Source organism: Halopseudomonas pelagia CL-AP6 (genome assembly GCF_000410875.1).
Taxonomy (GTDB): Bacteria; Pseudomonadota; Gammaproteobacteria; order Pseudomonadales; family Pseudomonadaceae; genus Halopseudomonas; species Halopseudomonas pelagia.
Genome location: NZ_AROI01000002.1, coordinates 83,577 through 105,638, shown reverse-complemented (window position 1 = coordinate 105,638; position 22,062 = coordinate 83,577). Strand labels below are relative to the sequence as shown.

At 56.5% G+C, this 22,062-nt stretch carries 26 protein-coding genes; 11 read left to right on the top strand and 15 right to left on the bottom strand.

The window, feature by feature from the left end:
- Positions 1–5 precede the first annotated feature (5 nt).
- From K787_RS0100680 to K787_RS0100630, 11 genes are all read left to right on the top strand, one after another.
- Positions 6–1,088: a 5-(carboxyamino)imidazole ribonucleotide synthase gene (locus K787_RS0100680; RefSeq protein WP_022960850.1), complete on the top strand. Its 1,083-nt coding sequence runs from the start codon at positions 6–8 to the stop codon at positions 1,086–1,088.
- 203 nt (positions 1,089–1,291) lie between these two features.
- Complete coding sequence (cbpA, locus tag K787_RS0100675; protein WP_022960849.1) at positions 1,292–2,227, top strand: curved DNA-binding protein; 936 nt, start codon at positions 1,292–1,294, stop codon at positions 2,225–2,227.
- Positions 2,224–2,541: a chaperone modulator CbpM gene (locus tag K787_RS0100670; protein ID WP_022960848.1), complete on the top strand. Its 318-nt coding sequence runs from the start codon at positions 2,224–2,226 to the stop codon at positions 2,539–2,541. Before cbpA ends, K787_RS0100670 begins: the two co-directional genes overlap by 4 nt.
- Before the next feature lie 149 nt (positions 2,542–2,690).
- Positions 2,691–3,218, top strand: a complete 528-nt coding sequence (locus K787_RS0100665; protein WP_022960847.1) for a DUF3299 domain-containing protein — start codon at positions 2,691–2,693, stop codon at positions 3,216–3,218.
- Between the two features lie 90 nt (positions 3,219–3,308).
- On the top strand, positions 3,309–4,241 hold the full coding sequence (locus tag K787_RS0100660; RefSeq protein ID WP_022960846.1) for an alpha/beta hydrolase: 933 nt from the start codon (positions 3,309–3,311) through the stop codon (positions 4,239–4,241).
- A gap of 2 nt (positions 4,242–4,243) precedes the next feature.
- Positions 4,244–4,951, top strand: a complete 708-nt coding sequence (gene tsaA / locus K787_RS0100655; RefSeq protein ID WP_022960845.1) for a tRNA (N6-threonylcarbamoyladenosine(37)-N6)-methyltransferase TrmO — start codon at positions 4,244–4,246, stop codon at positions 4,949–4,951.
- A 221-nt stretch (positions 4,952–5,172) separates the two neighbouring features.
- Entirely contained in the window at positions 5,173–6,624 is a 1,452-nt protein-coding gene (locus K787_RS24185) for a sensor domain-containing diguanylate cyclase (RefSeq protein WP_022960844.1), read from the top strand.
- Positions 6,596–6,979, top strand: coding sequence for a DUF3301 domain-containing protein (locus tag K787_RS0100645; RefSeq protein ID WP_022960843.1), 384 nt, complete (start codon positions 6,596–6,598; stop codon positions 6,977–6,979). The genes K787_RS24185 and K787_RS0100645 overlap by 29 nt, the downstream gene beginning before the upstream one ends.
- Complete coding sequence (locus tag K787_RS0100640; protein ID WP_022960842.1) at positions 6,976–7,323, top strand: MmcQ/YjbR family DNA-binding protein; 348 nt, start codon at positions 6,976–6,978, stop codon at positions 7,321–7,323. Before K787_RS0100645 ends, K787_RS0100640 begins: the two co-directional genes overlap by 4 nt.
- A gap of 90 nt (positions 7,324–7,413) precedes the next feature.
- Positions 7,414–8,382: a CobW family GTP-binding protein gene (locus tag K787_RS0100635; RefSeq protein ID WP_028614449.1), complete on the top strand. Its 969-nt coding sequence runs from the start codon at positions 7,414–7,416 to the stop codon at positions 8,380–8,382.
- A gap of 46 nt (positions 8,383–8,428) precedes the next feature.
- On the top strand, positions 8,429–8,788 hold the full coding sequence (locus K787_RS0100630; RefSeq protein WP_022960840.1) for a hypothetical protein: 360 nt from the start codon (positions 8,429–8,431) through the stop codon (positions 8,786–8,788).
- Between the two features lie 7 nt (positions 8,789–8,795).
- Here the strand turns inward: K787_RS0100630 and K787_RS21785 are convergent, their stop codons facing one another.
- From K787_RS21785 to K787_RS0100555, 15 genes are all read right to left on the bottom strand, one after another.
- Positions 8,796–9,284: a DUF192 domain-containing protein gene (locus tag K787_RS21785; protein WP_022960839.1), complete on the bottom strand. Its 489-nt coding sequence runs from the start codon at positions 9,282–9,284 to the stop codon at positions 8,796–8,798.
- Positions 9,281–10,153, bottom strand: coding sequence for a flagellar brake protein (locus K787_RS0100620; protein ID WP_022960838.1), 873 nt, complete (start codon positions 10,151–10,153; stop codon positions 9,281–9,283). Before K787_RS0100620 ends, K787_RS21785 begins: the two co-directional genes overlap by 4 nt.
- A 109-nt stretch (positions 10,154–10,262) precedes the next feature.
- Positions 10,263–11,456 (bottom strand): C17 cyclopropane fatty acid synthase CfaB, encoded by a 1,194-nt coding sequence (gene cfaB, locus K787_RS0100615; RefSeq protein WP_022960837.1) that lies wholly within the window; start codon positions 11,454–11,456, stop codon positions 10,263–10,265.
- A 119-nt stretch (positions 11,457–11,575) separates the two neighbouring features.
- Positions 11,576–12,940 (bottom strand): bifunctional UDP-N-acetylglucosamine diphosphorylase/glucosamine-1-phosphate N-acetyltransferase GlmU, encoded by a 1,365-nt coding sequence (gene glmU, locus K787_RS0100610; protein ID WP_022960836.1) that lies wholly within the window; start codon positions 12,938–12,940, stop codon positions 11,576–11,578.
- Between the two features lie 117 nt (positions 12,941–13,057).
- On the bottom strand, positions 13,058–13,501 hold the full coding sequence (locus tag K787_RS0100605; protein ID WP_022960835.1) for a F0F1 ATP synthase subunit epsilon: 444 nt from the start codon (positions 13,499–13,501) through the stop codon (positions 13,058–13,060).
- 42 nt (positions 13,502–13,543) lie between these two features.
- Entirely contained in the window at positions 13,544–14,920 is a 1,377-nt protein-coding gene (gene atpD / locus K787_RS0100600) for a F0F1 ATP synthase subunit beta (RefSeq protein ID WP_022960834.1), read from the bottom strand.
- A gap of 48 nt (positions 14,921–14,968) precedes the next feature.
- On the bottom strand, positions 14,969–15,832 hold the full coding sequence (gene atpG, locus K787_RS0100595) for a F0F1 ATP synthase subunit gamma (RefSeq protein ID WP_022960833.1): 864 nt from the start codon (positions 15,830–15,832) through the stop codon (positions 14,969–14,971).
- 74 nt (positions 15,833–15,906) lie between these two features.
- Positions 15,907–17,451, bottom strand: coding sequence for a F0F1 ATP synthase subunit alpha (atpA, locus tag K787_RS0100590; RefSeq protein ID WP_022960832.1), 1,545 nt, complete (start codon positions 17,449–17,451; stop codon positions 15,907–15,909).
- Between the two features lie 15 nt (positions 17,452–17,466).
- Entirely contained in the window at positions 17,467–18,003 is a 537-nt protein-coding gene (locus K787_RS0100585; protein ID WP_022960831.1) for a F0F1 ATP synthase subunit delta, read from the bottom strand.
- Between the two features lie 12 nt (positions 18,004–18,015).
- A complete protein-coding gene (locus K787_RS0100580; RefSeq protein WP_022960830.1) occupies positions 18,016–18,486 on the bottom strand; it encodes a F0F1 ATP synthase subunit B in 471 nt (156 codons plus the stop codon).
- Between the two features lie 95 nt (positions 18,487–18,581).
- On the bottom strand, positions 18,582–18,821 hold the full coding sequence (gene atpE / locus K787_RS0100575) for a F0F1 ATP synthase subunit C (RefSeq protein ID WP_022960829.1): 240 nt from the start codon (positions 18,819–18,821) through the stop codon (positions 18,582–18,584).
- 62 nt (positions 18,822–18,883) lie between these two features.
- Positions 18,884–19,738 (bottom strand): F0F1 ATP synthase subunit A, encoded by an 855-nt coding sequence (gene atpB, locus K787_RS0100570; RefSeq protein WP_022960828.1) that lies wholly within the window; start codon positions 19,736–19,738, stop codon positions 18,884–18,886.
- Between the two features lie 12 nt (positions 19,739–19,750).
- Positions 19,751–20,155: a F0F1 ATP synthase subunit I gene (locus K787_RS0100565; RefSeq protein WP_022960827.1), complete on the bottom strand. Its 405-nt coding sequence runs from the start codon at positions 20,153–20,155 to the stop codon at positions 19,751–19,753.
- A gap of 216 nt (positions 20,156–20,371) precedes the next feature.
- Positions 20,372–21,232, bottom strand: coding sequence for a ParB/RepB/Spo0J family partition protein (locus K787_RS0100560; RefSeq protein WP_022960826.1), 861 nt, complete (start codon positions 21,230–21,232; stop codon positions 20,372–20,374).
- Positions 21,233–21,253: 21 nt separating this feature from the next.
- Positions 21,254–22,057 (bottom strand): ParA family protein, encoded by an 804-nt coding sequence (locus tag K787_RS0100555; RefSeq protein ID WP_022960825.1) that lies wholly within the window; start codon positions 22,055–22,057, stop codon positions 21,254–21,256.
- Positions 22,058–22,062 lie beyond the last annotated feature (5 nt).

The window sequence follows — 22,062 nt, the reverse complement described above, 5'->3', positions numbered from 1 at the left end:
ATGCAATGAAGATCGGTGTGATTGGTGGTGGACAACTCGGACGCATGCTGGCCCTGGCCGGTACGCCGCTAGGCCAGCAATTCGCCTTTCTCGACCCGGCGCCTGATGCCTGCGCCCAGGCCCTTGGTGAGCATATCCGCGCCGATTACAGCGACCGTGATCACCTGCGCCAGCTGGCTGATGAAGCGGATGTGGTGACCTTCGAATTTGAAAGCGTGCCAGCAGAAACCGTGGCCTTTCTCTCGCAGTTCGTCCCGGTTTTCCCCAATGCCGAGTCCCTGCGCATCGCCCGGGATCGCTGGTTTGAGAAATCCATGTTCCAGGATCTGGACATCCCCACGCCTGAATTTGCCGATATCCAGTCTCAGGATAATCTCGATGCAGCAGTCAAGCGCATCGGCCTGCCCGCAGTGATGAAAACCCGCACGCTCGGCTACGATGGCAAGGGCCAGAAGGTGCTGCGTCATCCTGAGGATGTGCAAGACGCCTTTGCCGAGCTGGGCAGCGTACCCTGTATCCTCGAGGGCTTTGTGCCCTTTACCGGCGAAGTGTCGCTGATCGCCGTGCGCGGCCGAAACGGCGAAATCGCGTTTTACCCCTTGGTGCATAACACGCACGAACAGGGCATTTTGCGCCTTTCAGTAGCCAGTACCGAGCATCCGTTGCAGGGCCTGGCCGAGGATTATGCCCACCGGGTTCTGCAGCAACTGGATTACGTCGGCGTACTCGCCTTCGAGTTCTTCGAAATCGACGGCGGCTTGAAAGCCAACGAAATCGCGCCCCGCGTCCACAATTCCGGCCACTGGACCATTGAAGGCGCCGAGTGCAGCCAGTTTGAAAACCACTTGCGCGCGATCGCCGGCCTGCCCCTGGGCTCCACCGCCAAGGTCGGCGAAAGCGCGATGCTCAACTTTATCGGCGAAGTGCCCGCAGTAGAGAAGGTCACAGCGATCAGCAATTGCCATCTGCATCACTACGGTAAAGCCTTCAAGAGCGGCCGCAAGGTCGGACATGCAACGCTGCGCTGCGCCGATAGCATGACGTTGAAAGCGCGCATCGATGACGTCCAGCGACTGATACAGCCTTAATTACAAGCTTAGTGACAACCAGGGTGACCACTAGAGTCACCCCACATTCAAACCCAGTTGAGTCCCTGTGTGGGTGGTCTGCTCGTCAGGCGAGCTGACAACTATTTCCCGTTGTAGATCAACATGCTCTATGCTCAGGGCAATGATATGCAGGATGGAGGCAGGCCGCTCGCCTACCTCATCAAAGACAACGGGCCGCACCTATGGAATTCAAGGACTATTACGCTACGCTCGGCGTGGAACCGGACGCAGACGACAAGACGATCAAAACCGCTTATCGCAAACTGGCACGCCAATACCACCCCGATGTCAGCAGCCTTGCCGGCGCTGAAGAGAAGTTCAAGGAAGTCGCCGAAGCCTACGACGTGTTGCACAACGTAGAGAAGCGCGCCGAATACGATGAACTGCGTCAGGCGCGACAGCAGCGGCAACGCTTCAGCGGCGGGTCCCGTGGTGGTCAAGCGGGCTCAGCCGAAACGAATCAGGATTTTGCCGACTTCTTCGAGTCCATGTTTGGCTCCGCAGGCGCTCGCCAATCGCCCTTTGACGACAACCGCTTTGCTCAGAAAGGGCGTGATGTGGAAATAGAAATGCCGGTGTTTCTGGAAGAAACCCTCGAAAACACCACCAAACCCATCGAGTTCATGCTGCCCTACCGCGATGAACGCGGCCGCATGCAGGAACTGAAAAAATCACTCAAGGTGAAGGTTCCGGCGGGGGTACGCGATGGCGAGCGCATTCGCTTAAAGGGCCAGGGCGCACCCGGCAGCGGCAATGCTGCGAACGGCGACCTGTACCTGCATATCCGCCTGGTACCTCATCCGCTATTCGATGTAGAGGGTCATAACCTGGTCATTACCGTACCGCTGGCTCCCTGGGAGGCGGCGCTGGGCACCAAGGTGACGATCCCGACCCTGGTCGGCAAAATTCAATTGACCATTCGCCCCAACAGTCAATCAGGACAAAGGCTGCGTATCAAAGGTAAGGGGCTGATCGGCAAAGAGGGATCGGGCGACCTGTTCGCAGTACTGAAGGTGGTTATGCCCCAGCAAGCTGACGAGGCAACCCGAGCACTATGGACACAGCTGGCCAACGCAGCCGGATTCGATCCGCGAGCAGAGTGGAGCCAAACATCATGAGCACCGTCACGCAGGTCACTATCAATTTTGCCGAGCTACGCCAGTGCGTAAGCATCAGCGAAGAGCAATTGCTGGAGCTGGTTGCCGAAGGGATCCTCACCCCTGAGGCCGGTACACTGCCCGAGGAGTGGAGGTTTGCCAGCACCAGCGTCAGCCTGGTGCACAAGGCTGAACGACTCCACCGCGACCTGACGGTCGAATGGGCCGATATTCCCTTGGTGCTTGGCTTGCTTGAGGAGGTAGAGCAACTCAAAGCGGAAAATGCTTATCTGAAACAACGCCTTGGCCGCTTCTTGCAGGACGAACAAAGCTGAGTTATTACCCTCGGCAACCATCGGCAGCGCTATCCTTAGGCCTGGCTGGAACTGAGAAAAATCCGTTCTTGGCAAAGCCCGCGCACTACGGGAAACTCCTCAGCAGGACACCTGTCAGAGGCTGTGCCCTCTTCTTCTTGAGTATTGTTATGCGCCGGCTTTTCCTAATAGCATTTTGCCTTGGCCTAACGGCCGCCGCCCATGCCGCCCCTCGCACCGTTGACTGGTTGGACCTGTTACCCGAAGAGGACTACCAGGCCATGCTTGAGATGCCTGAAATCGGCCATGATGGTGGGGAGGAAGCGCCCGGTGATTTCACTCAGAGCCTGCGCCAGCGCGACGACCTGCCCGAGGTGATGTATTCCACCCGCGTGGTCGACAGCATGGACGCACAGGAGCTGAAAATTGCCGGCTTCCCGGTGCCGCTGGAAACCAACGAGCGCGGCGCTTATACCTCCTTCTTCCTGGTGCCCTACGCCGGTGCCTGTATTCACGTCCCGCCGCCACCACCCAACCAGATTATCCTGGTCGACTATCCACAGGGTATTCGCATCGATGATATCTATGAGGCATTCTGGATGTCCGGCACGCTGCATATCGACCAGACCAGCAACGAGTTGGCCGACGCCAGCTATCGCTTCGACGCCGACAAGGTCTGGGTTTACGACGGCGAGTGAATCCTCGCGTCTCCCCCGTCCGGGTGGGTAATCCCGTCACTATTTCCGGTATGCTTGGCACTCTGCCTTACCAGTTAGCCAGGAGTTCAAATGGAATCTTTGATCGGAATTACGGGACTCGCGTTACTGGTGATTTTTTACCTGCGCAAGTACCTGCTAAGAAAGGAATCTCCGCAACAGCAGGCGCTGCCATTCGATGGTGAACTGTTCCAGGTCGGTCTGGCGTGTATCGCCAAGCGGGCGCATAGCGGCGCCACCTCCACCGTAATAGTCATCCCCGGCTTTGTGGAAAACTTCCTTTACTTCACCGAGTACTATGCTGACCCGACCATTGAACTGATCCTGCTGACCAGCGCTGATTACCATGTGCCCGTGACTAGACCGCGCTTCAGTACCGCGCAATGGGCCAAGCCCCCTAAAGCTCGCCCAGGCAGCATCGCCTATGACGCGGCGGTACTGAACCTGGCTTTAACCCACCTGGTAACGACGCAAAACGTGCGCGTGCATGGCCACTCGCGCGGCGGAGCCGTGGCGTTGGAAGCCGCACGCCAACAACCCGCTTTGTTTGAGCAGGTGGAGGTTGTGCTGGAGGCACCGGTGCTGCCACAGGGTCTGCCTTATGCACCCCTGCCAGGCATAGTCCGCTGGTGTTTGCCATTTTTCCTACCCTTCTGGCAGCAACAACCGATCAACGATCGAAACCGAAGCATTTGGGGCCCCCTGGATAACCCGCGCAAACGCGAACTGATCATGGGCGTGCCATTCAATCCCAAGCGCGCCGCCATCATGTTGGCCAACCTCAAGGACATGGCTGACTGGATGCCAGACACCAGCACGGATATTTACCAATACGTCAAACGCGGCGCGATCCTGGTGCCTGGCAATGATCGCGTACTACAAAGCGCGGCGATGCTGGCCAGTGCTCGGCAGGCAGAAAACCTGCAGATCATCGAGATCGATGGGGGCAGCCATTTTGTTCTGCCTGACCACCCCGAAAGCATCCCTCCGTTGCAGCAGAGCTAAGCGTGACTTACCAGTTCGAGACCATAGGCATCGTACGATCCTGCTTCAGCGAAAAATTTGCTATACCCCGGCAGCCCAGTCTCGCGCCAGCGGCCAAGGGCGTTGTCGAACTGATCGCGCCCTACAATCGGCCCGAAGCAGTAGCCGGACTTGAGGGCGTGTCTCATCTCTGGCTACTGTTCGTGTTTCATGCCGCAACGTCGGGCCCGGCACATCTGCGCGTAAGGCCGCCACGACTGGGCGGTAATCAACGCATTGGCGTATTCGCCAGCCGCTCGACCCACCGGCCCAATCCCATTGGTCAGTCGGTGGTCAGGCTTGATGGGATGGAGCCAGGTCGTTTACTCATCTCGTCGATTGACCTGCTCGACGGCACGCCGATTCTCGACATAAAGCCTTACGTACCCTATGCCGACAGCCTGCCGTTGGCGCGCAATAGTCTGGCTGACGCCGCACCAACACTGCTTAGGGTCGATTGGCTGCCGGAATCGTTACAACAGGCCCGGGACCAGGCAGTCAGGCTGCGCCAACCGGTGGTCGAGTTGATTGAACAGTGCCTGGCTCAAGACCCCAAGCCTGCCTATCAACGACCCACAGAGGAACGCCGCTATGGGGTACGTTTCTGGGATTTAAATGTGTGCTGGCATTACCCGCAACCCGATCGCATCTGTGTAATATCCGTCGAAGAGCAACCCCCAGCGACGCACTGAATCACCGGCTCAAGCGCGTAATGCCAGCACTAACCAAGGCGCGACTTGAGCCAACATCAACGGCTATACTCGCCATACAGATGGCCCAGATGGCTCGCAGGTAAACACACTTGTTGTATTACTCACCCATGTTGCTCGGATTATGCTTACTGCTGGCAGTCGCCATCGCGGCAACGGCGCTATGGCAAATATCACGACCCTATTCTGGACCCGGATTCTGGATGGCCGGCAGTTGGTCGCTGATCGGCGGGATTGGCTTGTTTATCGCTTTCATATTGACCGGCAGCCCAACTCTGAATGTGCTTGGCAACGCTGCACAACTGGCAGGAGAAGCGCTGTTCCTCTTGGGTATATTCCGCTTCATGGGGCGCCAACTGCCGTGGTGGATTGTGCCTCTAAGTGTCAGTCTTATGGTTCTGTTCAATATTCACTACTGGATGTTCGACGGCCATTCAGATTTTCTCATGGGTATCTATTCGACGATCGCCGGCCTACTGCCGGCTCAGGCGGTCTGGTTGTTACTGCGGGAAAAGTCCGATCCCGCTACGCGTCCCGCACGCCTTCTGGTCGGTATCAGTCTGCTGATTTACTCCGCAGTTACGCTACTGCGTGGCTATCTGGGCTATCGCGACTGGTGGCTGGACGCGCCCTATATCAACCCATATGAATCATTCAGCTACCTGCTGCCTTACAATTTTGCGATCCCCGCTTTAGTCATGGGCTTTATTGGGGTTACGCTAATGACCATGCAGCGAATTCTCGCCAACAGTGAAATACATGCTGAACAGGCACGCCACAATGCCCTACGTTTCGAGCGCCTGCTCGGCGCCACTACTTCTGCCGTCATGATCGTGAAAACTGGGCTTATCCAGGATGCCAATCGCCGGCTGGAACAACTTACCGGCCTGTCGCGACAGAGCCTACTTCAGCAACCGGTTATCACTTTGTTTCCCAGCCAAAGCCGTAATCTGATTGAGCAACACCTGTCACGCGCCCATGCCAGCCAGTTGGATGTGGACGCTCTACATACCAGCGGCAAGAGCTTCCCTGCCGAGATCAGCATCGCCCCACTCAGCGCAGACAGCAATGATCTGCTGCTGGAAATTCGCGATGTCAGTCATCGTAAGGCACTGGAGCAACAGCTGCAGTTGTTGGCAACGCAAGACTCGCTGACCGGGGCACTGAACCGCCGCGCATTCAATGAGCGGGCACAGCAAGAGTTCAAGCGAGCGGCTCGTTATCAGCAGCCCCTGAGCCTCGCCATACTCGATCTGGATCATTTCAAGAGTATCAATGACAGTTACGGCCACCTCGCGGGGGATCATGCCCTGCAACAGTTCGCCGGCCTTTGCCGGAGACTGTTACGCGAGAGCGATATCTTTTCCCGTTTCGGGGGCGAGGAGTTTGTGGTGCTTCTTACACAGACCGATGACGCCGCAGCGATGGCGTTACTCGAACGACTACGCCAGGAAGTCAGTAAACTCGCTCTGCAACAGGGTGCAGAATCATTCGGGTTGCGGGTCAGCGTTGGCTTGGCCACCTGGCAAGCCGGGGACCAGCTGGATAGCTTGTTCAAACGTGCCGATCAGGCCCTATATGCAGCTAAATCCAGCGGTCGCAACCGCGTCATAAGCTGGACAGATGATGTACACGCGAGATTGGCTGATGTTTGATCTGGGCCATGTGGCTTTACTCATGCTGGCAGCCATGGTGGGCGCTTGGATATGGCGCGGCCTGGGCTTGCGCGACCGCGCCCTAATGCTGGTGCGGCAGCACTGCAAACAGGTCGACGTGCAGTTGCTGGACGAAAGCATAGTACTCAGCCGAATTCGGCTGGCCCGCAACCAGGCCGGACGTTTTGGTGTAGTGCGCCGCTATGGCTTTGAATTCACCGTTACCGGTGAGCGCCGCTACAGCGGCTCCATTCAATTGCACGGCAGCCACCTACTGGGAATTGATCTGGCACCCCATCCCTTCCCCGGATCAGGGCCAGTTCATCAAGACTGCCCTAGCAATAGACTGCTATGAACGCCGCGCAACTCACGCATTTTTGCCTCAGCCTGCCAGCTGTGCGGGAGGACCTCAAATGGGGCCAGAATCGCGTTTTTTCCGTGGCTGCTACCAAAATGTTCGCTCTCATCGACTTAAGCAACAATAGCTGCGCGTTCAAAGTAGATGATGACGTTTTCCTCGGATTTTGTGATAGACCTGGTTTTCATCCCGCGCCTTATCTGGCCCGAGCCCATTGGGTCAGCCTGGATTACCCCTATAGGCTGGAGGACGCAGAGCTGCGCCAGCTGCTTCGTCGATCACATCAATTAGTCGTGACCAAACTGCCCAAGCGCTTGCAGTCAGGACTGATCCAACCCTGAGACTGCGCTGATGCCGCCTCCAACCCCGTACTGGCAGGTTCCACGTGGAACCTCTGGTGACAACCAGCAGCAACCTTTATGCTGGGCGGCATGATTCAAGATATCCCTACCCACCTTATCGCCGGCCCTCTGGGTGCGGGTAAAACCACGCTGCTGAAGCAGTTGATGCGCCAGCGGCCGCCGCATGAGCGTTGGGCGATATTAATCAACGAATTTGGCCAGATCGGCATTGATGCGGCGCTACTGCAACAGGATGCCGAAGGGGTGGCGCTGGCCGAGGTACCAGGTGGCTGCCTTTGTTGCGTCAATGGTGTGCCCTTTCAGGTAGGACTGAACCGGCTCCTGCGTAAAGGACGCCCCACCAGGCTATTTATCGAGACATCGGGCCTCGGCCATCCGCTCCAGTTGCTGCAGCAACTGAGCGCGCCGCCCTGGTTGGGCATACTGAACCTGCAACCCTTGGTGATGGTGCTCGACGCCAACAAGATGGCCCAGGGCACGCCGCTACCTGAGGCCCAGCAGTTGGCTTTGCCCCAGGCCGGTTTACTGCTGCTGAACAAGTCCGCACGCCTGGATAGCACCGCCAAGCAGACGCTGGAGGCGCGACTGCCTACGTGCGACAAATTGTGGTGTGAACAAGCCGATATCCGACTCGACAGCCTGCCTCTTCGACAAGCCCAAGTGACTCACACGCATACCGCGATGCCTCCAGCCTCTTCCGTGCCGACGCTCCCCCCGCTATGGCGCAGTACTGCAGACTGGCATTGTCATAGCCAGGCAGCCGGTGAGCATCACAGTATTGGTTGGCAAATACACCCTGATCAGGTATTTGACCTGGCGGCATTGCAGACGTGGCTGCTTACGCACCCTTGGCTGCGTGCGAAAGGAGTAGTACGTAGCGCGGAGGGTTGGCGATCTTTCAATGCTTTGCCAGCGGAGCCTATTCGCTGGCAGCGCAGCGATTGGCAACAGGACAACCGCATTGAGCTGATTACTGCCCAGCGTCCAGACCGGCTTGTTCTGGAGCAGGGCTTGCGAGCGGTCATAAACAGCGATTAAGGTAACGGGCTACCAATGGCTTACTTTCTTCTACTTGGCGCACACCATGAGCCTAAAATACCTCAGCCTGTCGGTCATCGCTCTGTTCAGCACTCAGGCGTTGGCCTCGGCCTGCGTAATCACCTCTAACGATGACCAACTGCCTATTCGCATGTGTCAGCAAAATATCAGCATACCGCCGTCGCTGTTCAATCAGAGTTTTTGCCAACCGCAGATCCCTGATCGCAGCTTTGAGATCGCCTTCACCGAAGCATGCCCAGCGGGCGCATACGGTATTTGCAGGGGGGCCAAATCTCTGGGCGTGGCCTATGAACAGGCAATTCACTATTACAGCGACGCAGATGATGCACCGGTGCTCAAGGCCTATTGCGAAAATATTAGCAACGGGCGTTGGGAGACACCCTGAGCAATCGTTACTCCGAGGGCACTGGCAGGGCCAGTAGCTCATCCATCTGCAATTTCTGTCCGCCCATCAATCTCAGCCGACCAGCCGTACCGGCTGGCAGTTCGAGCACAAAGCGTAGTGCCCTGTCTGCACGATAAATAGCACAGGGCATGCTGTGGCAAGGGGGTACGGCGGAGAAAATATTGGCGATGTGGCCATCGTCATCGACATACACCAGATCAAGGCTGATACGCATATTGCGCATCCAGATAGCAGGCACTGTGCCCGCTGGGAAATCAAACAGCATCCCTTCGTCCGCCGCCAACTCACGCCCCATCAGCCCTTGGCGGCGGCTGTCCGGGTCAGCTACACGCTGCAGGCGAAACGTCTCTTGCGCTAGCTGTATATCCCACCATTCCCCCTCGGTCATGGTCGACGTCTGAGCAAATGCGGTGGTTACCAGCATGGTCGCCAATAGCAAGGCCGCAAACCCGCGCTTCCATGCCGCTCGGATCATAAGTTATCCTTCAACAAATTCTGGTAAACCATATTGGTCAGGTACAGCCTGTCCTGTTCATTCAGATCAACAAACTCGACGCCAGTGGCCACCTGACTATTGGCCGTTTCATCACAGCTCACCGCGCGAACCTTGGCATTAATGGTCAGGTACACATCCAGGCCCGAAGGGTTAATACGGAATGAGAGCTTCACATCATCACCCTTCTCGGCGACCGGCCTGGGTGACATCATTCGTGCACCACCGCAGCTAAGGTCGACTATCTTGGCTGATGCCTGACCGGCGGGGCCACTCACTGCCGTGACCAGCTCCACGGACACTCGCGACGAGCCGCGGATGCGCATGGACTGCACGGTTTCCGGATAGGCCAGATGCAGATAGGGGAATGGCGCCAGATTCGATTTGATCACCCGCGTTTTGTAAGCGACCGCATCCTTGCCAACAAATCCGCGGACCAGAAACTGCTGCCCTTCCTTAACAAACACCAGGCGACCCTGGACCGTCGGAGAGGTCACCATCAGGCTGACGGGTGCATAAAATCCGATCATCCGGACCTGATACCGCTCTGCGTGAGTCGGGTGGAGCGTCTGTAGCTGCACCAAATCGCCGGGCGCCAGTTGGATTTGTGACAAGCTGGAGATCTGGACTTCTGAAGCCGCACCATTGCCAGCCACGTCGAGCTTTTCTTCTGCGGCGTTGCGCTCGGGTGCTGCTCGATAGAGACCCATCTTCAATAACTGAGCCAACAGCGGCTCACTATCGATAATGCGCGACTGCTCCATCAGAACACTGCCCTTAGCGTCAAGAAGGTCCCACTGCAACGGTTTACCCACGCTGACTTCTTGTTCTGTAAGGGGTATCAAGGTCACGCCTGGTCTCCAGTGCAAATCAGGTGAAAGCGCAACAAATGTATCACAGCCACCTGCAGCGCTGTGATATCAATCTGCCTACTTAGCAATTGATTCGCAAGCCCAGCATTCACCCCGAAAAATAGATATCTTCACGCGTCCACGGCATATTGTGGTGCCCGTCAGGAAATGGCTTAACGGCAAGAATTTGGTGAATATTGATCCAGTTCTTGCGAAAGCCGTAAGCACAGCCAGCCAGATAGACTCTCCAGATTCGTAACGTTTTATCGGGCACCAATGCCCTCGCCTCCTCAAGCCGAGCTTCGAGGTTGTCGCTCCAGTGCTCAAGAGTCCGGGCATAATGCAAACGCAGGCTTTCCACATCGACCACCTCCAGGCCCTGCTCACTCATACTGGCAATCGCGGTGGATAAATGCGGCAACTCGCCATGCGGAAAGACGTAACGCCCGATAAAAGTACCCGCACCCCGGCTCACCGGTCGGCCATCCACGTGCTTGGCGGTAATGCCGTGGTTCATCACCAGTCCACCCGGTTTGACCTGATCGTGCAGCACTTTGAAATAGGTATCCAGATTGGCCTGTCCAACATGCTCAAACATGCCAACACTGACCACTTTATCGAAATTCTCGCGGCCCGGTAGATCCCGGTAATCTTGCAACTGCAACTCGATCGCCTCGCCAAGCCCGGCGGCGGCATTTTTCTCCCGCGCCAGAACCAGTTGCTCTTTGCTCAAAGTGATGCCGTAGACGCTGACGCCGTAATGCTGGGCCGCATGACGCGCTAAGCCTCCCCAACCACAGCCTACGTCCAGCAGCCGCTCTCCGGGCTGGAGCCGTAGCTTGCGGCATATATGATCCAGCTTGTTGATCTGCGCCTGGGCCAGGCTGTCGTGCTCAGAATCTCGAAAGTACGCGCAGGAGTAAAGCATCTCAGGATCAAGCCAAAGTGCGTAGAAGTCATTAGAGAGATCATAATGGTAGGCAATGGCCTCTGCGTCCATGGCTTTATCATGTGCAGTGCGCGGTTTGACTGGGTCGCTGCGATCACCCAGCAATCCCTTACTCAGACGATCGGCTATCTCGACCACTTGCATGATCGGGCCGCGCACCTCCATGCGCTTATCGATATAGGCTTCGCCCAGCTTATCCAGGCTGGGTTGACGCAGGTCATTGAGCAGAAGGGGGTCAATAATTTCCAAGGTCACTTTCGGCTCTGGCCCCAGATCCAGGGTGGGCCCTCCGGAAAGCATAATCCGCAAAGGTAGTTTCAGCTTGCTCAAGGTCTCGTAAAGTTGCCTTAGCATACCCACCCTCCAAATAGTCCAGATTTCGCGCCCCGCGTTCCCCTCCTTAATATAGACCAATTTCCTCGGGTGTCACGGTCCAGCCGGGTAGGTCCGGCTGGAGCTGGAAACACCTTATATCAGCTCTTTTTGCTCGGACGCTTCCAGCCTTCAATATTCTTCTGTCTCGCACGGCCCACCGCCAGTGCCTGCGCCGGGACATCCTGGGTCAGCGTCGAGCCCGCCGCTGTGGTTGCACCGGCACCAATGCTGACAGGCGCCACCAACGCAGTGTTCGAGCCAACAAAAACACCGTCGCCAATACGTGTGACGAATTTGTTAACACCGTCATAGTTACAGGTAATAGTGCCTGCACCAATATTGACCTGCGCACCTACTACCGCGTCTCCGACGTAGGACAAGTGATTGATCTTCGAACCCGCGCCGATATCGGCCTTTTTGGTTTCGACAAAATTACCGATCTTCGCGCCTGTTTGCATACGAGTGCCGGGACGCAGCCGCGCATAAGGACCAATATCGCAATCCTCGCCCACTTGCGCACCATCAATATGGCTGAAGGCCTTGATTACCGTGCCTGCGGCGATACTACTGTTACGTATGACGCAATGCGGGCCAATTTCGACGTTGTCACCAATGTTGACGTCGCCTTCAAGCACAACATTGATATCCATAAAGATATCCCGCCCGACGGTGACATTGCCGCGCACGTCAACGCGCGCCGGATCCGCTAGGGTCACGCCTTCGCTCATCAAGCGCAGGCCTTCGCGTTGTTGCCAGGCACGCTCAAGCACCGACAGCTGCTGACGGTTATTCGCACCCATCACCTCGAGTTCATCCAACGGCTGTGCCACCTCGACCGGTACCTTGTGACTGACTGCCAGCGCCACGACATCGGTCAGATAATATTCGCCCTGGGCATTGTCGTTGGACAAGCTGGACAGCCATTGGGCCGCTTGGTTGCCCGGCAACGCCATAATGCCGGTATTGCCTTCGGTGATCAGCAGATGTTCTGCGCTGGCATCTTTTTGCTCGACAATGGCTTCTACCGCCCCGCCAGGGCTACGGACGATGCGCCCATAACCGGTAGGATCGGCCATGGTGACCGTCAGCAAGCCCAACGCCTGGACGCCAGCCTGGGTACTCAATCGCTGAAGGGTCTCAGCGCGCAGCAGCGGAACGTCGCCGTACAGCACCAGTATCTGGTCGGCATCGGTGATGTCAGGTAACGCCTGTGCGACCGCATGCCCGGTACCGAGCTGTTCGCTCTGCACCACCCAGTTGATATCGTCCGCCGCCAAGGTCTCGCGCACCTTGTCCGCACCGTGGCCAATGACCACGTGGATCCGCCGAGGTGCCAGTGCCCTTGCGCAGTCAATCACATGCCCAAGCATAGGTTTGCCTGCTACCGGGTGAAGCACTTTGGGCAGTGCTGAGCGCATACGAGTGCCCTGACCGGCGGCGAGGATGACGATATCCAATATCATAGTGTGAACCGTGGTTGCTTAAGAGTGGGTAGATGATAGCAAAGCTGGAAACGGGAAGCTGGAAGCTGGAAGCAATAAAAAAGGCAGCCAAGGCTGCCTTTTTTATTGCAAACGAACTCAGCGATTGTTGAACGCCGGTCCGCCGTATTTCTTGCGCAGTTCCTGCACGGTACGCAGCTGTGCCGCAGCTTCAGCAAGACGCGCAGAAGCGGAACCGTAATCAAACTCGGATCCCTTCTCGCTCAAGGCCTTTTCAGCGGCCTTTTTCGCTTCAATTGCAGACGCTTCGTCGATGTCACCAGCACGGATAGCCGTGTCGGCAAGCACCTTGACCATGCTCGGCTGGATCTCCAGGAAGCCGCCGGAAATGTAGAACACTTCCTCACTGCCATCCTGCTTGATCACCCGAACCGGGCCAGGCTTGAGGTCGGTGAGCAACGGCGTGTGACCGGGCAGAATACCCAGATCACCCATGTTGCCGTGTGCGACGACCATCGTAGCCAGACCCGAAAACAGCTCTTCTTCCGCGCTGACGATATCGCAGTGCACTGTCATAGCCATGTCATTGCCTCGATTCTGCGCCCGCTTGCGCGGGCGCTAGCATTACATTTTCTTGGCTTTCTCGATGGCTTCATCGATGGTGCCGACCATGTAAAACGCCTGCTCGGGCAGGTGGTCGAACTCGCCATCCAGAATGCCTTTGAAGGCACGGATAGTGTCCTTCAGAGAAACGTACTTGCCTGGAGAACCGGTGAAGACCTCGGCCACGAAGAACGGCTGCGACAGGTAACGCTGGATCTTACGAGCGCGGGCTACCAGTTGCTTGTCTTCCTCGGACAGTTCGTCCATACCCAGAATCGCGATGATGTCTTTCAGCTCTTTGTAGCGCTGCAGAACATACTGTACGCCACGGGCCGTATCGTAGTGCTCCTGACCAATCACCTGGGGGTCCAGTTGACGGGAGGTGGAGTCCAACGGATCTACCGCAGGGTAGATACCCAGCGAGGCGATATCACGGGACAATACCACGGTCGCATCCAAGTGGGCGAAGGTGGTAGCCGGCGAGGGGTCGGTCAAGTCATCGGCTGGTACGTATACCGCCTGAATCGACGTAATGGAGCCCTGCTTGGTGGAGGTAATACGCTCCTGCAGAACACCCATCTCCTCGGCCAGCGTCGGCTGGTAACCTACCGCTGAAGGCATACGCCCGAGCAGTGCGGATACTTCGGTACCGGCCAGGGTGTAACGGTAGATGTTGTCAATAAACAACAGTACGTCACGACCTTCGTCCCGGAACTTCTCGGCCATGGTCAGGCCGGTCAGTGCTACGCGCAGACGGTTACCCGGCGGCTCGTTCATCTGACCGTAAACCAGCGCTACCTTGTCCAGTACGTTGGAGTCCTTCATCTCGTGATAGAAGTCGTTACCTTCACGAGTCCGCTCACCCACACCGGCAAATACGGAATAACCGCTGTGCTCGATGGCGATGTTACGAATCAGCTCCATCATGTTGACGGTTTTACCAACACCGGCACCACCGAACAGACCCACTTTACCGCCCTTGGCAAACGGGCAGATCAGGTCGATAACCTTGATGCCGGTTTCCAGCAGCTCGTTGGAGCTGGCCTGTTCCGCGTAAGAAGGCGCCGGGCGGTGAATGCCCCAGCGTTCTTCTTCGCCAATCGGGCCGGCTTCGTCGATAGGATTGCCGAGTACATCCATGATCCGGCCCAGGGTCTTGATACCCACGGGTACGGAAATGGCTGCACCAGTGGTAGTCACGGCCAGGCCGCGCTTGACACCTTCGGTAGTACCCATGGCGATGGTTCGTACAATGCCATCACCCAATTGCTGCTGGACTTCCAGGGTCAGACCCTTTTCGTCGACATGCAGCGCGTCATACACCTTCGGCACGCTGTCGCGTGGGAATTCCACGTCAATGACGGCGCCGATGATTTGAACGATACGTCCGCTACTCATGTTTGGTTCCTCTAAGTGGTATGAAACCGTTATCGTCTGTCCGAAGTCTCACGAGACTGCGGCGGCGCCGCCGACGATTTCCGAAATTTCCTGGGTGATCGCAGACTGACGAGCTTTGTTGTAAATAAGCTGCAGGCTATCGATGATGTCCCCTGCATTGTCGGTCGCGCTTTTCATTGCGATCATCCGTGCCGCCTGTTCGCTGGCGTTGTTTTCGATCACTGCCTGATACACTTGCGACTCGATATAACGGGTCAACAAGCCATCGAGCAGCTCGTTGGCGTCAGGCTCATACACATAGTCCCAATGCCCCTTGAGTTCCGCTCTGTCAGCCGGAACCAGCGGGATCAATTGTTCAACCTTGGGCGTTTGCACCATGGTGTTCACAAAGGCATTGGACACCAGGTACAAACGGTCAATACGACCTTCCTGATAACCATCGAGCATGACCTTGACGCTACCGATCAGATCATTCAACGAGGGCTGCTCGCCCAGGTGACTGATCGCTGCGACAACGTTACCGCCATAACTGCGAAAAAACGCGGCGCCCTTGCTGCCAATCACGCACAGCTCGGTCTCGACGTTACGGTCACGCCACTCTTTCATGTTTTGTACCAGCGCCTTGAACAGGTTAGTGTTCAAACCACCGCAAAGACCCCGATCCGTACTGACCACGATATAGCCGACCCGTTTGACTTCACGCTCTTGCATGAACGGGTGACGATATTCGGGGTTGGCATTGGCCAAATGGCCAATGACCTGACGGATACGTTCAGCGTAGGGACGGCTGGAGGCCATGCGCTGTTGTGCTCTGCGCATCTTGCTGACCGCCACTTTCTCCATGGCGCTGGTGATCTTCTGAGTACTTTTGATACTCGAAATTTTACCGCGTATCTCTTTTGCGCCTGCCATGTCTCACCTTTCAGGTTAGCCCGAGGCCAGATCGCACGATGCGGGACATGATCGAATCATGCCCCGCGCTCGGCTTACCAGCTCTGGGTTGCCTTGAAGTTCTCGATGCCAGACTTGATACCGGCTTCGATCTCGTCGTTGTAGTCGCCCTTCTCGTTGATCTTGGCCAACAGATCGGCCTTCTCACGTTTGAAGTAGGCGAGCAGAGTCTTCTCGAACGAGCCAACTTTGTTCAGCTCGACATCGACCAGGAAGCCCTTCTCGGCAGCGTACAGACTGATGGCCATGTCAGCGATCGACATAGGCGCATACTGGTGCTGCTTCATCAGTTCAGTAACGCGCTGACCGTGCTCCAGCTGCTTGCGGGTAGCCTCATCGAGGTCCGAAGCAAACTGGGCGAAGGCCGCCAGTTCACGATACTGAGCCAGCGCGGTACGAATACCACCGGACAGCTTCTTGATAATCTTGGTCTGGGCTGCACCACCAACACGGGATACCGAGACACCGGCGTTAACGGCCGGGCGGATACCCGCGTTGAACAGGTTGGATTCCAGGAAGATCTGGCCGTCGGTGATCGAGATCACGTTGGTCGGTACGAAAGCAGATACGTCACCCGCCAGCGTTTCAATGATCGGCAGTGCGGTCAGAGAACCGGTTTTGCCTGTCACTTCACCGTTGGTGAGCTTTTCCACATATTCAGCGGAAATGCGCGAGGCGCGTTCCAGCAGACGGCTGTGGAGATAGAAAACGTCGCCAGGGTAGGCTTCACGACCCGGAGGACGACGCAGCAGCAGGGAGATCTGGCGATAAGCCACAGCCTGCTTGGACAGATCATCATAAATGATCAGTGCGTCTTCACCGCGGTCACGGAAGTACTCACCCATGGTGCAACCGGCGTAAGGCGCCAGAAACTGCAGGGCAGCCGGATCGGAAGCGGAAGCCGCCACAACGATGGTGTTGCTCATCGCGCCGTGCTCTTCCAGCTTGCGCACGACGTTGGCGATGGTCGACTGCTTCTGACCAATAGCCACGTACACACACTTGATGCCGGAATCTTTCTGGTTGATGATCGCGTCGATCGCGATGGCCGTCTTACCTGTCTGACGGTCACCAATGATCAGCTCACGCTGGCCACGGCCGATCGGGATCATCGCATCGATGGACTTGTAGCCGGTCTGCACCGGCTGGTCTACCGACTTACGCCAGATTACGCCAGGCGCAACCTTTTCAACCGCGTCAGTCAGCTTGGCATCGATTACGCCCTTGCCGTCGATCGGGTTACCCAGTGCGTCAACGACGCGACCAAGCAATTCCGGACCAACCGGGACTTCCAGAATACGACCGGTACATTTGGCAGTCATGCCTTCGGTCAGACCCAGGTAATCACCCAATACAACAGAACCCACGGAGTCCTGCTCCAGGTTCAGTGCCATACCGTATACACCACCGGGGAATTCGATCATTTCCCCGTACATCACATCAGCAAGGCCGTGAATGCGCACGATACCGTCGGAAACGCTGACGATGGTGCCTACATTGCGAGCCTGCGAAGACACATCGAGTTTCTCGATGCGCTGCTTAATAATTTCGCTAATTTCGGAAGGATTCAATTGCTGCATGCCATGTCCCTCAAATCAGGATTTCAACGCCTCGGCCAGCTTATCCAGCTTGCCGCGGACCGAACCGTCGATGACCAAGTCACCCGCACGAATCAACACACCGCCGATCAAGGCCGGGTTGATGGTCACATGAGGAGTTACTGTCCGGTCTAACCGCTTGGAAAGAGCGGTTGCCAGCGTTTTCTGTTGATCGTCGCTCAGCTCAAAGGCGGATTCCACCTCGACTGCCACGCTACGATCATGTTCTGCCTTGTGTTGCTCATAGAGCTCGGCAATAACCGGGATCAAGGGCAAACGGTCATGCTCTGACAGCGTCCGGACAAAATTGCCGAAAGCGTCGTCCACATGACCTTCGCACACCATGAGCAGGTCGTCGGCCTTGCGTTCCTCGGTCAAACCGGGATTACGCATCCTCGCGGCAAAAGCCTCATCCTGAACGGCCGCTGCTGCCAGGGCCAGCATGCCAGACCAGGCATCCAGACCACCGGCAGCAGAAGCGTGTTCAAAAGCTGCTTTTGCGTAAGGCCGAGCTAGCGTATTGATAGTAGCCATAGCTCGCCTCGCTTAGAGTTGTGAGGCCAATTTATTGACCAGCTCACTGTGCGCCTTGGCGTCGATTTCCGACCCCAGAATTTGCTCAGCGCCCCGAACGGCCAATACGGCCACCTGGGCCCGAAGGTCATCCTTGGCGCGATTCACTTCCTGTTCGATCTCAGCCTTGGCGGCGGTGATCAGACGTTCACCTTCAGAACGGGCCAGCTCTTTAGCTTCCTCAACAATGAGGTTGGCACCCTTGTTGGCTTGCTCGATGATCTGAGTAGCCTGTTCCTTGGTTTCACGCAGGGTCTGGGAAGCTTTCTCTTGGGCCAGGTCAAGGTCACGCTGGGCGCGGCCAGCCGCGTCCAGACCTTCAGCGATTTTTTTCTGGCGCTCTGCCATGGCTGCCGTGATCGGCGGCCAGACAAACTTCATGCAAAACCAGACAAAAATAGCGAAGGCAATCGTTTGACCAAACAGCGTCAGATTAATATTCACAGCGATTTACCTCGTGCTATTCGTTGAGTCCCGGATCTCTTGATCCAGATGATAGGTCCGGCAAACCAAGGTTTACCGGAGATCAGTCATCTGAATTAAGCGGCGACGCCAGGGGCAACAACGAAGATCAGGTACATCGCGATACCAACACCAATCATCGGCACGGCGTCGAGCAGACCGGCCATCAGGAAGGTTTTGGTTTGCAGCTGCGGGCCCAGTTCAGGCTGGCGTGCAGTGGATTCCAGCAGCTTGCCGCCCAACAGGGCGAAGCCAATACCGGTACCCAGGGCGCCCAGACCGATCATGATGGAGGCAGCAATGATTACGAGTTCCATAATTACTCCTAAAGTTCAAGGTTGCAGTTCAAGGTTGGTTGATTGAACAGGGTTCGAGTGCGTCAGTGAGCATCCTCATGAGCCGCACTTAAATACACCACAGTCAGCACCATGAAGATGAAGGCCTGTAGCGGAATGACAAGAATATGGAAGATAGCCCACGGCACGTTCAAACCCCATTGGAGGTAGAACGGCAGCAACGCGATCAGAATAAAGACCACTTCACCGGCGTACATGTTACCGAATAGTCGCAGCGCCAGACTCAGTGGTTTGGTCAGCAGGCCGAGCAGTTCGAGGAACAGGTTGAAGGGAATCAACGCCCAGTGCTTGAAGGGGGTAAAGGACAGCTCCTTGATAAAGCCGCCGAAGCCCTTGACCTTGAAACTGTAGAAAATAATCAGGATGAACACACCCAGGGAAATACCGAAAGTACCGTTCGGATCGGCGGTCGGCACAATCTTGAAGTAGTCCAGACCCAGAGCCGTCGCCAGACCAGGGATGTAATCCACCGGTATCCATTTCAGGGAGTTCATCAGGAACACCCAGACGAAGATGGTCAGTGCCAGCGGAGCGACCAGGGCGTTACGGCCATGGAAGGTGTCCTTGACGATGCCCTGGATGAACTCCACGGTCATCTCGACTACGTTCTGCAGCTTGCCGGGCACCCCGACGGTAGCGCGCTTGGCCACAGTGCGAAACAGGAACAGGAAGATCAGCCCCATAAAGACCGACCAGCCCAGGGTATCTACGTGGAACGCCATAAAACCCATATCGGTTGCTTCAGCGCCTGATTTGGCTAGTGTCCAGGTAGTTTCCTGAACAACTGTGCCATCATAACGCTCGTAACCTGCGGGCAATTTGCCGTAAGTGAGGTTCTGCAAATGGTGCTGGATATATTCAGCTGAAGTGCCTGCCATATTTGCCTCTGACTAATGCTTTTGAAAACGTTTGACTATGAGCAGGCCACTGGCGCCAACAGCCAGTACCGCGAGGTAACCGGCAAATACTGCGGTTGCCTCCAGCGGCTTTACACCTACCCACACCAGCACAAAGAGTGCGGCGGTCAATATTATTTTACCAGCCTCGCCGGAATAGAATTCACGGACGATAGCCTGGGCCGATCGGGCTCCGCTGTAGCGGTACACCCGATAAGCAAAATAGGCATTGGGGACCAAGGCAACAAGTCCACCCAAAAGACCGGAATACCCGGCCACAGGATTCTGGATCAGCCACAGAATCAGCGCTACCAACAAGGCTACGCAAGCCTGAACCACTAACACCGGAAAAGAGGGTAATCGGTGGAAGGGGGTTTTATTGGGCGTTCTTGCGTCCATTTACCCGCCTCGCGACCGATGCTTCAGGTTCTTTTCCGGGGCTTTCCCCGCAACAAACTGGTGCATTTCACCAGCTAAAATAGCGCGAGGAGTATAGGTTGAATAATCCTCCGATTCAACAGCAACCGGGCAAATCCCCCGTATTTTCAATCGGTAGGAGGCATTCAACCGCCTGTTTGGCAAGTATGGCATTCGCCAGTGCCAACCTCGGCTTATTCACTTGATGTGCATCAGCACGCCGTCGAGTTCATCCAGCGAACTGTAGCTGATGACCAGTTTGCCTTTGCCTTTTGCGCCATGTTGAATTTGAACTTCCGCACCTATACGCTCCGCAAGGTCTTGCTGTAAACGCTCTATATCCGGGTTGGTGCGGGTTTCACCGGCTTCGCGGCGCGGGTTCAGCCACTGCCGTACCAACGCTTCGGTCTGGCGTACGGTGAGTCCTTTGGCTACCACCTGACGCGCGGCGGCAGTCTGATCTTCATTGGGCAGACCGAGTAAAGCCCGCGCATGGCCCATTTCTAGATCACCCCGTTCCAGCAACAATTTGACATCATCGGGTAACGCCATCAAACGCAGCAGATTGGTAATACTGACCCGTGATTTGCCCACCGCGTCGGCAACCTGTTGCTGGGTGAGCTCAAACTCCATCTGCAAACGTTGCAGGGCAATGGCTTCTTCAATCGGGTTGAGATCTTCGCGCTGAATGTTCTCGATCAACGCCATGGCGATAGCGGCTTCGTCAGGCACATCACGGATGACCGCAGGAATCGAATCCAGGCCGGCTTGCTGGGTAGCGCGCCAGCGCCGCTCACCGGCGATGATTTCATAGCGGCCTTCGGCAATTGGGCGTACCACAATCGGTTGCATGACGCCCTGAACGCGAATCGAATTGGTCAGCTCTTCCAGAGCCTGGGGATCCATGTCGCGGCGGGGCTGATATTTGCCCCGTTGAATCAGATCCACTGGCAGCTCCTTGAGCTGCTGATCCTGATTATTATTCGCCTGACCGGCACTGTTGGATTGCCCAAGCAGCGCATCCAGTCCCCGTCCCAAGCCGCGTTTCTTGACCGCCATGCCGGTATTGTCCTTGTTTGATTATTCGTTCGCGCTTGCCAGGGCACTCGCCTTGGCAGCCTGTTTCGAGCGTCTCACCACTTCTCCAGCCAACGCCAGATACGCCACCGCGCCTCGGGACTGTTTATCATACGTCAGTGCCGGCATACCGAAACTCGGGGCCTCGGCCAAGCGCACATTCCGGGGAATCACGGTCTGATACAGTTGGTCGCCAAAGTGGCTGGTCAGTTGCGCCGACACATCCAGTGTCAAGCTGTTGCGCGGGTCGTACATGGTACGCAGTAAACCTTCGATCTGCAGCGACGGATTGAGTACCGCGCTGATGCGCTGGATGGTATTGACCAGCGCCGACAGACCTTCCAAGGCGTAATACTCGCACTGCATGGGAATGATCACCCCGTCAGCGGCCACCAACCCATTGACCGTCAGCATGTTCAGCGACGGTGGGCAATCAATCAAAATGAAGTCGTACTGACTGCGCAACGATGACAGCGCGTAGCGCAGGCGGCTTTCCTTCATTTTTACATCCAGCAGCTCGACCTCGGCGGCGGTTAGATCACCGTTAGCCGGAAGTATGTCGTAACCGCCATTCTCGGAATGCTGTAGTGCCTGATTGAGTTCACAGCGTCCGGTGAGCAATTCGTAAACAGAAAACTCCAGGTCGGACTTGTCGATGCCGCTGCCCATGGTCGCATTACCCTGGGGATCCAGATCCACCAGGAGCACTTTGCGCTTGGTCGCAGCCAGTGAGGCGGCCAGGTTGATGCAGGTGGTCGTTTTGCCGACGCCGCCTTTCTGGTTGGCTATTGCCAATACCTTGCCCACTATGA

What these genes read in the sequence shown, in the direction of transcription:
- K787_RS0100680 (WP_022960850.1), top strand. Translation starts at nt 6, where the DNA reads ATGAAGATCGGTGTGATTGGTGGTGGACAACTCGGACGCATGCTGGCC.
- K787_RS0100630 (WP_022960840.1), top strand. Translation starts at nt 8,429, where the DNA reads ATGAGCCTAAAATACCTCAGCCTGTCGGTCATCGCTCTGTTCAGCACT.
- K787_RS0100635 (WP_028614449.1), top strand. Translation starts at nt 7,414, where the DNA reads ATGATTCAAGATATCCCTACCCACCTTATCGCCGGCCCTCTGGGTGCG.
- K787_RS0100560 (WP_022960826.1), bottom strand. Translation starts at nt 21,232, where the DNA reads ATGGCGGTCAAGAAACGCGGCTTGGGACGGGGACTGGATGCGCTGCTT.
- K787_RS0100640 (WP_022960842.1), top strand. Translation starts at nt 6,976, where the DNA reads ATGAACGCCGCGCAACTCACGCATTTTTGCCTCAGCCTGCCAGCTGTG.
- K787_RS0100665 (WP_022960847.1), top strand. Translation starts at nt 2,691, where the DNA reads ATGCGCCGGCTTTTCCTAATAGCATTTTGCCTTGGCCTAACGGCCGCC.
- K787_RS0100645 (WP_022960843.1), top strand. Translation starts at nt 6,596, where the DNA reads ATGTACACGCGAGATTGGCTGATGTTTGATCTGGGCCATGTGGCTTTA.
- K787_RS24185 (WP_022960844.1), top strand. Translation starts at nt 5,173, where the DNA reads ATGGCCGGCAGTTGGTCGCTGATCGGCGGGATTGGCTTGTTTATCGCT.
- atpD (WP_022960834.1), bottom strand. Translation starts at nt 14,920, where the DNA reads ATGAGTAGCGGACGTATCGTTCAAATCATCGGCGCCGTCATTGACGTG.
- atpB (WP_022960828.1), bottom strand. Translation starts at nt 19,738, where the DNA reads ATGGCAGGCACTTCAGCTGAATATATCCAGCACCATTTGCAGAACCTC.
- K787_RS0100605 (WP_022960835.1), bottom strand. Translation starts at nt 13,501, where the DNA reads ATGGCTATGACAGTGCACTGCGATATCGTCAGCGCGGAAGAAGAGCTG.
- K787_RS0100660 (WP_022960846.1), top strand. Translation starts at nt 3,309, where the DNA reads ATGGAATCTTTGATCGGAATTACGGGACTCGCGTTACTGGTGATTTTT.
- atpE (WP_022960829.1), bottom strand. Translation starts at nt 18,821, where the DNA reads ATGGAACTCGTAATCATTGCTGCCTCCATCATGATCGGTCTGGGCGCC.
- atpG (WP_022960833.1), bottom strand. Translation starts at nt 15,832, where the DNA reads ATGGCAGGCGCAAAAGAGATACGCGGTAAAATTTCGAGTATCAAAAGT.
- atpA (WP_022960832.1), bottom strand. Translation starts at nt 17,451, where the DNA reads ATGCAGCAATTGAATCCTTCCGAAATTAGCGAAATTATTAAGCAGCGC.
- cbpA (WP_022960849.1), top strand. Translation starts at nt 1,292, where the DNA reads ATGGAATTCAAGGACTATTACGCTACGCTCGGCGTGGAACCGGACGCA.
- K787_RS0100670 (WP_022960848.1), top strand. Translation starts at nt 2,224, where the DNA reads ATGAGCACCGTCACGCAGGTCACTATCAATTTTGCCGAGCTACGCCAG.
- glmU (WP_022960836.1), bottom strand. Translation starts at nt 12,940, where the DNA reads ATGATATTGGATATCGTCATCCTCGCCGCCGGTCAGGGCACTCGTATG.
- K787_RS0100565 (WP_022960827.1), bottom strand. Translation starts at nt 20,155, where the DNA reads ATGGACGCAAGAACGCCCAATAAAACCCCCTTCCACCGATTACCCTCT.
- K787_RS21785 (WP_022960839.1), bottom strand. Translation starts at nt 9,284, where the DNA reads ATGATCCGAGCGGCATGGAAGCGCGGGTTTGCGGCCTTGCTATTGGCG.
- cfaB (WP_022960837.1), bottom strand. Translation starts at nt 11,456, where the DNA reads ATGCTAAGGCAACTTTACGAGACCTTGAGCAAGCTGAAACTACCTTTG.
- K787_RS0100585 (WP_022960831.1), bottom strand. Translation starts at nt 18,003, where the DNA reads ATGGCTACTATCAATACGCTAGCTCGGCCTTACGCAAAAGCAGCTTTT.